We start from the raw sequence: 12558 nt of genomic DNA, 5'->3' as shown, positions 1-12558 counted from the left end.
TATAAATGGTGACTCAGCACAGAAGACGGTAAGGAAACTCAAGAGTCAACGCGATTCGCGCTTTTTTCACCTAAAAATAGCTATGTCTCATTTGACAAACAAAGCAGCCATTTCTACTAATGGTATAGTCACAACCCCTCACTACCTAGCTTCCCAAGCGGGTTTAGAAATACTTCAGCAAGGGGGAAATGCTGTTGATGCTGCGATCGCTGCTGCTGCTACGCTAACAGTAGTTTATCCTCATATGAATAGTTTGGGTGGCGATAATTTTTGGTTGATTTATAATATCAAAAAACGAGAATTAAGAGGTTTGAATGCTAGCGGTCGAGCGGGAGAAAAGGCAACAATCGATCTCTATCAATCTCAAGGTTATGACAGAATTCCTTTTAGAGGTTATTTAGCTGTAAATACCGTACCTGGAGCAGTATCCGGCTGGGACTTAGCATATAAATATGCTCGAGCAACCATAAATAATTCTTTGCCTTGGCAGCAACTTTTTGCTTCTGCAATTAAGTTTTCTGAGAATGGTTTCCCAACTTCTCAAAATCAAGCACGCTGGACTCAAATAAGTATTGATGCAGACGAAGAGTTTTTTAATTTACAAAGATTTTCTGGTTTTCGTCAAATCTATTTGAAATCAGATGGAACAGTTTATCAAACAGGTGAAATATTTAATCAACCGCACTTAGCTCAAAGTTTAGCAGCGATCGCCTCTCAAGGTGCATCAGAATTTTATCGAGGAGAAATCGCCCGAAAGATAGTTGCAGATTTACAGGATAACGGGGGAATTTTAACTCTGCAAGATTTTGCAGAGCATACTGCTAACTGGGTAGAAACAATTTCAGTCAATTATCGCGATTATATTGCTTATAACTTACCACCCAACACTCAAGGAATTGCTTCTTTATCAATTTTAAATATCTTAAATAATTTCGATTTACGCAAACTAGGGGAAGGAACGACTGATTACTATCATTTGATTGTAGAAGCAACCAAACAAGCATTTAGCGATCGCGATAAATATGTGAGCGATCCTGACTTTGTAAATATCCCTTTAGATTGGCTATTATCTTCAGAACGTGGTAAAGAACTAGCAGCACAGATTAACTTGCAGCAAGCCGCTAACCAAGTACAACCTCTCGATCCAAAAGGCGATACAATTTGGTTGGGAGTTGTAGATAAAGATGGTAACGCTGTCTCTTTAATTCAAAGTATTTACTACGAATTTGGTTCGGGTATAGTTGCAGGCGATACGGGGATTTTATTACAAAATCGAGGGTGTTTTTTCTCCTTAGATCCGCAACATGTAAATTGTTTGCAACCTAAAAAACGTACTTTTCACACGTTAAACCCTGCCATGTTATTTCAAAACGGCAAACCGTATTTAGTCTACGGTACGATGGGAGGAGAAGGACAACCTCAAACTCAAGCTGCGATCGCAACTCGAATTGTCGATTTTGGTTTTAATGTCGAAGAGGCAATTTTTGCACCAAGATGGTTGCAAGGACGTACTTGGGGAGTCGCTACCAACGAACTTAAAATTGAAGGCAGAGTTTCAGCAGATATTGTTCGAGAATTAGGCGATCGCGGTCACTCTGTTAGAGTCGTTGAAGATTATACAGATGTGATGGGACACGCTGGGGCGATTTTAATCGACGCTGAAACTAATATAAAATACGGTGCTGCCGATCCGAGAAGTGATGGTGCTGCTGTAGGGTATTAATAAGTTGCCTCCAAGCGGCTAATCAAGTAATCTTTGGCAGAAATAGAAGGATATATTGCTACTCGATCCGTACAACAACTAGGAAGACAAGCAACCTCAGTATCATCGTTAGGATGGCAGAAAAAAGCTATTGAATAACGCGATCGCTTCATTTTTTCATCTGTTGGAATCGCTACCCGATGTTTGGTAGAACAAAAAACATGATTTGTCCATCGTTGCATTAAATCTCCAGTATTTACAATTATCGTATCAGGAATCGCTGGAGCTGCAATCCATTTTCCATTTTTAGTTTGTACTTCTAATCCACCCATATCATCTTGAAATAACAAAGTAATACTACCATAATCAAAATGTTCTCCCGCCCTTACTTGTCCTAGTTTTGGAGGTTGTTGTAATGGGGGATAATGCAGTAATCTCAAAGTATGAGCTTGTGCATTATGATTGGCAATAAAAAAGTCTTCTGGAATTTGTAATGCCAAAGTAAAAGTTTGTAATACCGTGTTTGTTACTTGTACGCAAGCCTCCCAGAAATTCACTACACAACTACGAAATTCAGTCCTAAATTCTAAATGTTGATTTATAGATTTTAAATTCAGATTTAATGCTTCTTTTAAATCTCCTGGCTGCTTCGGATCGAGGCGTTCCCTTTCTATACTTACATAACCGCTATTATGAGATTCATCTAACCACGCTATTTGAGTCTTTGTTTCAAAAGAAAGATTGAAAAAATGCTGAGAGTGCATGAATAGCTGTTGGATTAAATGAGAAGAAATACCTGAATTTTTGATATATAAAAATCCAATTTCATGACAAGCTTGATAGACGCGATCGACAACAGCTTGTCTTTCTGATTCATCTCCATTTACAAACGTTTGCAAATCGATAATTGGAATTTGCACTATAGGATTAGTCATAAGTAGTTTGGCAATAGTTAAGTAGAGCTTCTAGAAGCTCTCAATTTTCCTGTATCGTAAAGTGCCTGCAAGTCGAATGCTGGTGTAGCAGCAGAAATATAAGTTAGCACTTCACTTGAGTCATTCACTAAACTGTGAACTACATTTGAAGGTATATGAACTAAATCCCCTTTAACTACATCCTGCTCTTCATCCCCAATAATTATTCGCCCGTTACCGCTAATAATTATATAAACTTGTTCTGGTGCGTGACTGTGAGGACGTTGACTGCAACCAGGCGCAACATCTACCCAAGTAACAGCTAGATTATCTGTTGAAATATCTCCTTGCTGCAACAGAATATACGAAGTTAAACCATCGCGATCGCGTTTTGGTGCTTGAAATTTGTTCTGCTTGAACATGGATGTTAGTAATAGGTAATTGGTATTAGTCAACAACAGATGCAGCAATAACACCTTCAGCCTCCAACATTGCAGCCACCTGTAAAATTTTCCCCTCATTGTAGGGTGCAGCAATCAACTGTACCCCCAAAGGCAACCCATTCGATCGCGCGATTGGCACGGATAAAACAGGTAAACCAATAAAAGATAGCGGCTGAGTAAACAATCCCAAATGGGGACGAACTAAAATTTCCCGTCCATCTAACTGAATCGTTTGTTGTCCGATGAATGGTGCAACACATGGTGTTGTAGGGGCTAGAATCAAATCGACGTGTTGAAAAATTGCGCGGACGCGATCGCGAAACCACCGTCTAAATCTCTGCGCCTGAATATACCAACTCGCAGGAATCATCGCCCCAGCCAAAAAACGATCGCGGGTAGCCGGATCGAAGTCTTCAAGACGCGATCGCAAGTTTGCTAAATGCAGATTTGCCCCTTCACACGCTGTAATCACAAAAGCCGCTGCCCTAGCACGGTGCGCTTCTGGGATAGTAACGTATTGCGTTGCACCTAAAACTTGGGCGACTCGTTCCACAGCAGCTAAAGCTTCCGGTTCCGCACCTGTCCGAAAATAATCTTCAGCAATGGCAATGCGTAACCCATCAATATTGTCCGGTTGTAGAGACGCTACATGTAACGTCTCTACAGGGGAACGTTGCGTGCAAACCGGATCGCGACTGTCCCATCCTTGCAACACGTCAAAGGCGATCGCCGCATCTCTTACAGAACGGGTAAACGTGCCAATGTGGTCGAAACTACTGGCAAATAAAAACGCTCCCGCCCGCGATAATCTGCCATAGGTGGGTTTGAGTCCGTAGACACCGCATAAAGCCGCAGGGACGCGAATAGAACCGTTGGTATCGGAACCTAGCGTCAGGGGAACCATTCCCCCCGCTACCGCCGCCGCCGATCCTCCAGAAGAACCGCCAGCAATACGATTTGTGTCATGCGGGTTACGGGTTGCACCGTAGTGTGAATTTTCCGTGACAAAACCGTAGGCGTATTCATCCATATTGAGCGCCCCGACTAAAATTGCTCCGGCTTGTTTCAGTCTGGCGATCGCCGTAGCATCTCGGCTAGCGGGAGGATTGTCAGCATTGATTTTCGAGCCAGCTAGGGTCGTTATCCCAGCAATATCAAATAAATTTTTGACCGCAAAGGGAACGCCAGCTAGAACGCCTGGATCTTGCCCAGAGGCGATCGCCCGGTCGATCTTCGCTGCATCTGCTAAGGCTGTTTCAGTTGTAACGGTGGTGAAACAATTCAGTGCTGAATTCCGTGCGGTAATTCTGTCGAGGGTGGCGATCGCCACTTCTACTGCGCTTACCTGTTGCGCGCGCACGGCTGTTGCTATGGTTACGGCATCAGCAAGGTTTAAATTCATGCTTTCATCTTAAGGCAGGATAATCTAACGCGATCGCCCTTGTTCGAGCCTCGTCTACTAATGAGTGCTTTTGTCAACTACCTCCATCTATAGACTTGTTTAGATAGTTGACTGGGATAAAAATTTATTCATAAACCTTTACAAAGTTTAGTAAAATGATTTGTAAGAAATAAGTATTTATTCTTAACGTCATGATGACGGAACAATTTCCCTGGCTAACCGCGATTGTCCTGCTACCCCTTGTAGCTTCCCTACTCATCCCCGTACTGCCTGATAAAGACGGCAAGCGCGTGCGGTGGTATGCCTCAGGCGTGGCGATCGCGGACTTGATTCTGATGTGCTACGTTTTTTGGCAACACTACGATGCAGGCATCGCAACTTTTCAATTAGCGGAAAAGTATGCCTGGGTTCCCCAGTTGGGTCTAAATTGGGCTGTCTCAGTTGATGGTTTATCTGTCCCGCTCGTACTGCTAGCAGGATTGGTGACGACACTTTCAATATTTGCGGCGTGGCAAGTCGATCGCAAGCCCCGCTTATTCTATTTCCTGATGCTGGTGCTGTATTCTGCCCAGATTGGGGTGTTTGTCGCCCAAGATATATTGCTGCTATTCATTATGTGGGAGATCGAGCTAGTCCCCGTTTACTTGCTCGTCTCGATTTGGGGTGGACCGAAACGACGCTACGCAGCGACAAAGTTTCTCCTCTATACCGCACTGGCTTCTATATTTATTCTCGTTGCAGGGCTAGCATTGGGTTTCTACGGTGGCAACCCTACCTTCGATATGGCAGCTCTGGCTGTGAAAAACTATCCGCTAGCGCTTGAATTGCCGATTTACGCCGGATTGCTGATTGCTTTTGGCGTGAAGCTAGCGATTTTCCCCATGCATACTTGGTTACCTGATGCCCACGGTGAAGCTTCTGCTCCCGTATCGATGGTTTTGGCGGGTGTACTGCTGAAAATGGGCGGATACGGGTTGATTCGCTTGAATTTGGAAATGTTACCTCACGCACACGTTTACTTTGCCCCAGTGCTGGCAACTGTAGGCGTGGTTAATATTATTTACGGTGCGTTGGCTTCCTTCGCTCAGTCCAACATGAAGCGCCGTCTCGCCTACTCGTCTGTTTCCCACATGGGATTCGTCCTACTAGGTATTGCCTCTTTTACGGATGTTGGCATCAGCGGCGCACTCCTGCAAATGCTGTCTCACGGTTTGATTGCCGCAGTTCTGTTCTTCCTCGCAGGCGTAACTTACGATCGCACTCATACGTTATCAATGGAAGAAATGGGTGGTATCGCTCAGGTTATGCCCAAAGTCTTCGCTCTATTTACCATAGGTGCAATGGCATCGCTGGCACTTCCTGGGATGAGCGGCTTTGTCAGCGAGATTTCGGTCTTCGTTGGTGTGACGACCAGCGATATTTACAGCTCAACCTTCCGCACGGTGACGGTATTTTTAGCCGCCGTAGGGCTGATGCTCACTCCAGTCTATTTACTTTCGATGCTACGTCAGGTCTTCTACGGTTCTGGTATCGCCCCTGCGTGTGTTTTAACGAGTACTCAGTTGCGGACGGATTACCAGGATAGTCAAGAAGCTGTCTGCTTCGGGACTGATTGCGTGTTACCTGGCGAGGCAAGGTTTGGCGATGCTAGACCGCGTGAAGTGTTCATTGCTGTCTCGTTCCTGGTGCTGATTATTGGTATCGGGTTATATCCCAAGCTGGCGACGCAAATGTATGATGTCAAGACGGTTGCGGTGAATGCCCAGATCCGCGAATCTTACGTCCAAATTGCTCAGAGCAATCCTCGCATTTATGCTAGCGGCTTCTTGGCTCCTCGGATCGATAAGCCTGAACTCGCGACTGTGCCGACGGGTGTTTTAAAGTGATTTGATTTTGTACTCCTGTTTATAAGCGATCGCTAGATGAAAGCGATCGCTTTTTCGTGTTGAGTTGTAGTTTATGATGATGTCACGCATCAGCCGTAGGCGAAGCGTAGCGTTAGACGCGAAGGCTCGAAGAAAGGCGCAAAATTTATCTACGCTCGATTCGCAATACACTTGGTATTTGAGCGAAGCTAGGTAAATACTGATTTGACTGCCGACTGAACTGAGTTTTTAGCGTCTTTGAGTGTCTCGGCGATGGGATGCTGTTCGTGTAAGAAAATTCTGGCACAGTTGCGTCCCGGCAGTCCTGAGATGGAGCCGCCTGGATGGGTTCCTGCGCCTGTGAGATATAAGCCTTGAATTGGGGTTTTGTAGTTAGCTATTTCTGGTAAGGGACGGAAGCAAAGCATTTGTTCTAAGGTCATGTCTATGTGGTAGTAGTTGCCTTTGTAGCTTCCTAGCCGTTCTGCTAACTCGGCTGGGCTTTCGACGTGACGGGCAATAATTGAGTGCTTGAGATTGGGTGAGTATTGGGTTAGTTTATTGAGGACGCGATCGGCTACTTTGTTTTTAAGCTCGTCTGTCCATCCCGTACCTTTTAAGCCTGTACCCTCTGCACCAGCAATTTGATAGGGGGCAAAAAATTCAATCCAGAGTGTATGTTTGCCTTCAGGAGCCATTGAAGGGTCGAGTCCTGTTGGCATGACTAGATACATTGAAGGGTCTGCATCAGGAATTTTGCCTAGAGTAATCTCGCTATGGGCTTGTTCTACATGGTTGACGGAATCGGCAATTAAGACCGAACCCATGAGATATTCGTCTCGGTGGTCGTGGTTTTCAAAGCGCAAGGGTTCTGATAAGGCGCAGTCAATTTTGAGAATTGTTTCGTTGTTGTTGACAATGCGGCGGTCTAGTCTTTCGCGTAAGTTAGGATCGGCACTATCGACATCGCTAGCATCCATCAGTTGCAGAAATAGCCGTTTGGCATCAATGCTAGAGATAACAGCTTGATGGGCGCGATATTCTTTGCTACCGCGAACTCGCACGCCCACAGCGCGATCGCGATCGATTAAAATTTGTTCTACACTTTGTTCTGTAAGGATTACGCCGCCTAAACTTTTGACCAACTTAACTAATGCTTCGGTTAGCGCCCCCGTACCACCTCGCGGACGTGCCATTCCAGGTTCGTGACGCAACACAGCCATCATTGCTCCAAATGACATGGCTTTTTGAGAGGGAGGCGAACTTAATTCTGCTGAGAGTCTAGCGAGGGGCGCTTTGACAAATTCAGCGTCAAAATATTCGTTAAGATTATCTACTGGACTTGTGAATAGGGTACGTAGAAGGTCTAAAGTCTCGTTGGGACCACCCAGCACTGAGAACAACTCTTGCAGGTTTTTCAAGTCGTAGTTACCGGAGATATCTACTAAAGATTTGGGTGGAGCGTTGAAAAATGGTGTGACACCACGCACAAAGCGCAGCCAGAAATCTGCATATTCAGCATATTTTTCTGCGTCGCGTTGGCTAAAACGGGCAATTTCCGCACAAGTTTTTTCTACCGATTTATGGGCGAGAAAGTATTTTCCGTCAGGATGGGGACAAAAGGCAACTGGATCGCACGTTAGATATTCTAAGCCGTATTTTTCTAGTTCTAATTCCTGAATCACCGATCCGAGGAAAATAAATAGGTGATTAATAGCACAGGGGTTAAACTTAAATCCTGGTGCTTCTTGAGGCATCAGTTCTTCTGTAGTGGCTCCACCCCCTGGAATCGGCTGTTTTTCTAGAAGCAAGACGCTATAGCCTGCTTTCAGTAAGTAAGCCGCACAGACTAGTCCGTTATGACCAGCACCAATAATAACAACATCGTAAGCTTGCATGGAAGAGAATTCGGAAACACGCTATCTTCTTTGATGCTAGAGAGCAGTTAACAATTCTCAATCTCTCAACGGTTATACCTTACGCATATTTTGACTGTTCGGATCGAAACCACGGGAAAAGCGGGTGCTATTGTCGTAGCAAGCACCACTTAAGTTCGCTCCGTACAATTTGGCGTAGTTGAGTCTGGCTTTGCGTAAATTTGCTTCAGTTAGTTTTGCACCGCAGAGGTTTGTGCGCGTCAGGTTGGCATTAATCAGGTTTGCGCCAGTTAAGTTTGCTCCCCACAATTTCGCTTTGGCTAAATTTGCTCCTTCTAAGTTGGCTCCCCACAGGTTAACTCCTACCAAATGAGCGTTAATCAGCTTAACGTTGGCTAAGTCAGCTTTAGTAAAGTCTCTTTCCCCTGCTGCATAGCGTTTCAGCAGTTCTTCAGCATTCATATTTCTTTACACTTATAGGCGATCGCATCCTACTTTAATCTTGCCTCATAACCAAAATTGGCGATCGCCTTCTAGCAAACCTGGATAAATGCCTTGCAACCGTCGATAAGCCATACGGTCAGAACCAAAAAGCGGTATTGGTAAGCGCGGCTCGTTCAGCGAACCATGATGTAGTAAGGTAAGTTTCAAAGTCGCCTCTACTAAACTTTCTAACGATATCTGATGTCCTGCTTCATGAATTCTCAAGCGTAGAGGCAGAGGCAAACCGATTTTCGCCGAATTTAGTTCTGTCGTGACTAAAATAACTTCCCGCGCCGATAAGCGCAGTGCTAATCCTAGCGTTGGTGCTTTAATAACTTCTTCTTCCCAGTTGTAGAGCCGAGGAATCCCAGACTTATAGCACTCGACTAGAATAAACTCCGAACCAATTGCTTTCGCTCTTTCTTTTAAATGCTGCACTTCATCACCACAAAAGCGTCCATCGCGGTAAATTAGTACGACTTTACCTTTCAGTTGAGCTGCGGGAAGAAAGCTTTCTAAAATTCTTTGGGGAATTTCTTCCCCTTCAATTAAAGCATCTTCTAATCGATAGCGAATAAATTCTCCTTTGCGACCGTATAGACGCACGCTAGCGCAAGCATTCATAGTTCCAGAACCTCTCTTTTTGGCGCTTCTGGAAATATCTAAGCCGATGAAATAGTCGGCAATTCCTAATGGTTCAGCTAACACAAAAGGCAAGTTGCCTAGCTTGGCTAGAATACCTGGAATTACCTGATTTAATAAATATTTAGCTTCAACGCTTTTCAAAGTATCTTCGTAAATAACTTGGCTGGCAATTCCACGTCTGAGCAAGCGCGAGTAAATCCAAGAATATAAGCTACCTCCTTCTGTATTATCGCTGTGGCGATCGCTGGTTGGTAAAAATGTCAAAACTATATCGGGATGATTTACCATCAATTCATCGACAGCTTCTTCAGCTTTGGCTCTCGCTTCAACTCCAGATAAATTATCTACCAATAATGCCTTTTTATTTTCAACAGGAAGAAGAGTTTCAAAACCATAGCGTTTGAGTCTCTGTCGCGTTTCTTGCAGAAAAGAATTTGCTGGATAATCGCAAAGTTTCAATGCAGCAATCCGAATTGGTCTTGACAAATCGCTAAAATCTTCATGACGGCGATACACGCCACCTTTGGATAAACCAGATAAAATTTGACCTTGAACGCCAATTTGATTTTTTCCAAATACCAGTTTTGTTTCTGATAATTTAACTGACGGAGAGAAGAATAATTCAGGATGTCTGCGGCTATTTATACTAATCTTCAGTTGAAATCCATAAGTAGCTAAACTTTGTCCAGCTTCTTTTTTGTACAATGCTAAAAGTTCTTTTCGCTCTACATAAGGAATTTTAGTTGCAGACAGTAATTTTCCATAATCTACATCGAATTTTTTAGCAGTTTCCGCTGTTATGCAAGGACGTAAAGCTGCCATTGCATAATAAAAAGGTTGTTGATTTTTACCAAACTGTACGGCAACGACTGGCTGTTCTTCCGGTGCTTCTATCAATGCTTGTTTACTAATTGCGCCAGTTGCATCCTCAAGTAGTTTTTGTCTGTGGTCGGCAATAGTACCTACGATATCAGTTATTGTTGCAAAGCTATTACGTTCGATATCTCGTACTTTTAAGCCAATTAACAGTTGCTCTGGATTCTGCCGATAGGGATGATTATTGTAAAATTCTTCTAGATGCCTTTGATAGAAGAAACTACTATGGACGGTAATTGTCAAAGCTGGCTGAATCTGAGTTTGAATTTCAATCGTTTCTGCCCAAAAATCAATCTCTCGTTTGACTTCTACTTGATTTACTGATATTACAGATGGAGATGAAAAACGGCAATTTATTTTTAATACTCTCACTGCTAACTGTGAAAGAATCTCAGGTGTAATCTGTGGCTGGCTTACCCATTGTATTGCATAAGTGCGATCGCCAATATCTTTTTTTAATTCTTCGCAAATTTCTAGCAGTTTCTCTCGCCACTGTTCTTGGCTTGGCATCGGTCGATTGGGTTTGGCTAAAACCCAGAAAAATTTGTTGTGCCAAATAACAACTACATCAGGAAACTTTTGACTGAATCGCCAACTAAAGCTATTACCAATTTTTCGGTCTATTTCTGGAGTTAATCGAAAACAAATGAAATTTTTCGGAGTAATATCTAGAAGTGAAATTTCACTTAAAAAAGTTGGAAATGAAGCAACTGGAAATTCTTGCATAACATTATTCATGCAGTCGCCTCAGTCATGGCAAATTTACAAATAGAGTTAAAAGCACAATAGCGACAACTTACGCCTGGATTAGGTGGAAAAATTCGATTAAAATCGTCAAAATTTCGACGATAGCGATACAAATCTTTTTGATGTCGTTGAGAGAGCGAAGATAGTTCTACTTGAAACGATTTGAGTATGCTAGATGACGCAATAATTCGCTCTGACTGTTGGCAAGTTTCCAAGTTATAAAATGAAGCAACAGCTTTTTGCTGCGGGTAAATATAGCTAGCGGCTAGTAAATAAATATATGCTTGTCGGCGATCGAAGTCAGATTTTCCAGTTTTAAAGTCTACTATATGTAATGTTCCATCTTCTTCTTGCAAAACACAGTCCATCGCAGCATATAGTTTAAATGTATTATTTCCTTGCTGAATTAAAATCGGTTCTGGAAACCCCTCGTCGCCTCGACTGAGTTTAATAATTTTCTTACTAGCTAGAAACTGATTGTGATGATAATTTTCTAGGATTTGAAGAACTTTTATCCGAACTGAATCTACTTCTTGACTCAACTGCAAAATTTCTGCTGTTTGAGCGATCGCATCTTTTCCGTCTGCGATTAAAGAGGTTTGATAAAACTCATAAATTCCTCTTTGTGCCAAAATTCCAATTCGCTGATGTATATTATCTTTTTGTAATAGTTCTGCAACTTGCGGCTCCCGCCTTCTTGCTTTAGTAAAACCCCTTTTCATATCGCAGTGTAGATGCTCTAAACCGACTGCTGGCGAAAATAAAGACAGTAAATTATAACTAGCAAATTCCCAAATCTTTGGCATAGTTTAATTTCTCATATTGTAATCAATGAGACACACCTTTATATAGCTAAAATGCTGTACACTGAAGGAAATTGATTTACATGACCATATTGACCATTTTAATCAACTTTGTCAAGATATATATGTAAGGGAAGAAAAAAATGAGTCAAAGTTTTGGTAAAGTTATTCGTCAAGCTCGTAAGGCAAGAGAGTTTAGTCAGCGCGAGTTAGCCAAGTTAATCGGGGTAGATTACACTTACTTATCGAAACTAGAGAACGACCATGCTGGCTATCCTCCTAGCGAAGATGTCATTCACAAACTATCTTTGCATTTGGACTTGCCAGAAGCAGAACTGAGACATCTAGCTGGTCGCATTACACCAGATGACACAAAAGTTTTTGAAGAACTGGTTAGAAAGTACAAACAAATGCCTGTCTTGTTACGCCGAATGCGAGACGAACCTGAATTTGCTCAGAAATTATTGAGAGATACAACCAACCGAGATTAGGAGAAATCAAATTGAAGGTTATTAAACCCTATCAGTCCATGTCCAAAAAGGAAATCGAGCATCGAGCATTGGATGTACTTCAGCGCGTGCAAGCAAAGCGTAAACGTCCTTTAAAATTTCCACTCGATGCAGGATACTTAGCTGAATCTCTTGGTTTAGACATGGATTGTGGGAAAATAGCACCAGATGAGCAAGGTGCGATCGCGGCTATGATTTTACCTACAGAACGTAAAATTATAATGAATGAAAGTAGTCTAAATTTGCCTAAAGGATTTGAAGAATCTTCAATTGCTGTCTCTTATACACATCT

10 protein-coding genes and 1 pseudogene are annotated in these 12558 nt (G+C 42.9%); 4 read left to right on the top strand and 7 right to left on the bottom strand.

What is annotated here, in order from left to right; translation table 11 throughout:
- The first annotated feature begins 82 nt into the window (after nt 1-82).
- Entirely contained in the window at nt 83-1723 is a 1641-nt protein-coding gene (gene ggt / locus C7Y66_RS02280) for a gamma-glutamyltransferase (protein ID WP_106544332.1), read from the top strand.
- Here ggt and C7Y66_RS02275 read toward each other — a convergent pair.
- From C7Y66_RS02275 to C7Y66_RS02265, 3 genes are read right to left on the bottom strand one after another with little or no spacing between them, the layout of a single operon-like run.
- A complete protein-coding gene (locus C7Y66_RS02275) occupies nt 1720-2637 on the bottom strand; it encodes an isopenicillin N synthase family oxygenase (protein ID WP_199197203.1) in 918 nt (305 codons plus the stop codon). The two genes, ggt and C7Y66_RS02275, sit on opposite strands and share 4 nt — an antisense overlap.
- A 17-nt stretch (nt 2638-2654) precedes the next feature.
- Nucleotides 2655-3038, bottom strand: a complete 384-nt coding sequence (locus tag C7Y66_RS02270; protein ID WP_158265853.1) for a cupin domain-containing protein — start codon at nt 3036-3038, stop codon at nt 2655-2657.
- 25 nt (nt 3039-3063) lie between these two features.
- Nucleotides 3064-4461, bottom strand: a complete 1398-nt coding sequence (locus C7Y66_RS02265; RefSeq protein WP_106544330.1) for an AtzE family amidohydrolase — start codon at nt 4459-4461, stop codon at nt 3064-3066.
- A gap of 191 nt (nt 4462-4652) precedes the next feature.
- Here C7Y66_RS02265 and C7Y66_RS02260 point away from each other — a divergent pair, with 191 nt between their 5' ends.
- Nucleotides 4653-6347: an NAD(P)H-quinone oxidoreductase subunit 4 gene (locus tag C7Y66_RS02260; RefSeq protein ID WP_015157104.1), complete on the top strand. Its 1695-nt coding sequence runs from the start codon at nt 4653-4655 to the stop codon at nt 6345-6347.
- A gap of 188 nt (nt 6348-6535) precedes the next feature.
- Here C7Y66_RS02260 and crtO read toward each other — a convergent pair whose 3' ends face one another.
- The 4 genes from crtO to C7Y66_RS02240 form a co-directional block, all read right to left on the bottom strand.
- A complete protein-coding gene (crtO, locus tag C7Y66_RS02255) occupies nt 6536-8224 on the bottom strand; it encodes a beta-carotene ketolase CrtO (RefSeq protein WP_106544329.1) in 1689 nt (562 codons plus the stop codon).
- 72 nt (nt 8225-8296) lie between these two features.
- Nucleotides 8297-8665 carry a pentapeptide repeat-containing protein gene (locus C7Y66_RS02250; RefSeq protein ID WP_106544328.1) on the bottom strand — a complete coding sequence of 123 codons (369 nt, stop codon included), beginning with the start codon at nt 8663-8665 and terminating at the stop codon, nt 8297-8299.
- Between the two features lie 45 nt (nt 8666-8710).
- On the bottom strand, nt 8711-10945 hold the full coding sequence (locus tag C7Y66_RS02245; RefSeq protein WP_106544327.1) for a Piwi domain-containing protein: 2235 nt from the start codon (nt 10943-10945) through the stop codon (nt 8711-8713).
- The gene (locus C7Y66_RS02240) at nt 10942-11760 is read right to left on the bottom strand and encodes a PD-(D/E)XK nuclease family protein (RefSeq protein ID WP_015157108.1); all 819 of its coding nucleotides are present in this window, start codon (nt 11758-11760) and stop codon (nt 10942-10944) included. Before C7Y66_RS02240 ends, C7Y66_RS02245 begins: the two co-directional genes overlap by 4 nt.
- A gap of 140 nt (nt 11761-11900) precedes the next feature.
- Here C7Y66_RS02240 and C7Y66_RS02235 point away from each other — a divergent pair, with 140 nt between their 5' ends.
- Nucleotides 11901-12248: a helix-turn-helix domain-containing protein gene (locus C7Y66_RS02235; protein WP_015157109.1), complete on the top strand. Its 348-nt coding sequence runs from the start codon at nt 11901-11903 to the stop codon at nt 12246-12248.
- A gap of 11 nt (nt 12249-12259) precedes the next feature.
- Nucleotides 12260-12558, top strand: a pseudogene (locus C7Y66_RS02230) (Zn peptidase); the annotation flags it as partial.

Origin of the sequence: Chroococcidiopsis sp. CCALA 051, from assembly GCF_003015105.1 — a bacterium.
Lineage (GTDB): Bacteria > Cyanobacteriota > Cyanobacteriia > Cyanobacteriales > Chroococcidiopsidaceae > Chroococcidiopsis > Chroococcidiopsis thermalis.
This window is presented reverse-complemented; position numbering and strand designations above follow the sequence as displayed.

Excerpts from the sequence above, each read along its gene's own strand:
- ggt (WP_106544332.1), top strand. The coding sequence starts at position 83 with ATGTCTCATTTGACAAACAAAGCAGCCATTTCTACTAATGGTATAGTC.
- C7Y66_RS02275 (WP_199197203.1), bottom strand. The coding sequence starts at position 2,637 with ATGACTAATCCTATAGTGCAAATTCCAATTATCGATTTGCAAACGTTT.
- C7Y66_RS02270 (WP_158265853.1), bottom strand. The coding sequence starts at position 3,038 with ATGTTCAAGCAGAACAAATTTCAAGCACCAAAACGCGATCGCGATGGT.
- C7Y66_RS02265 (WP_106544330.1), bottom strand. The coding sequence starts at position 4,461 with ATGAATTTAAACCTTGCTGATGCCGTAACCATAGCAACAGCCGTGCGC.
- C7Y66_RS02260 (WP_015157104.1), top strand. The coding sequence starts at position 4,653 with ATGATGACGGAACAATTTCCCTGGCTAACCGCGATTGTCCTGCTACCC.
- crtO (WP_106544329.1), bottom strand. The coding sequence starts at position 8,224 with ATGCAAGCTTACGATGTTGTTATTATTGGTGCTGGTCATAACGGACTA.
- C7Y66_RS02250 (WP_106544328.1), bottom strand. The coding sequence starts at position 8,665 with ATGAATGCTGAAGAACTGCTGAAACGCTATGCAGCAGGGGAAAGAGAC.
- C7Y66_RS02245 (WP_106544327.1), bottom strand. The coding sequence starts at position 10,945 with ATGAATAATGTTATGCAAGAATTTCCAGTTGCTTCATTTCCAACTTTT.
- C7Y66_RS02240 (WP_015157108.1), bottom strand. The coding sequence starts at position 11,760 with ATGCCAAAGATTTGGGAATTTGCTAGTTATAATTTACTGTCTTTATTT.
- C7Y66_RS02235 (WP_015157109.1), top strand. The coding sequence starts at position 11,901 with ATGAGTCAAAGTTTTGGTAAAGTTATTCGTCAAGCTCGTAAGGCAAGA.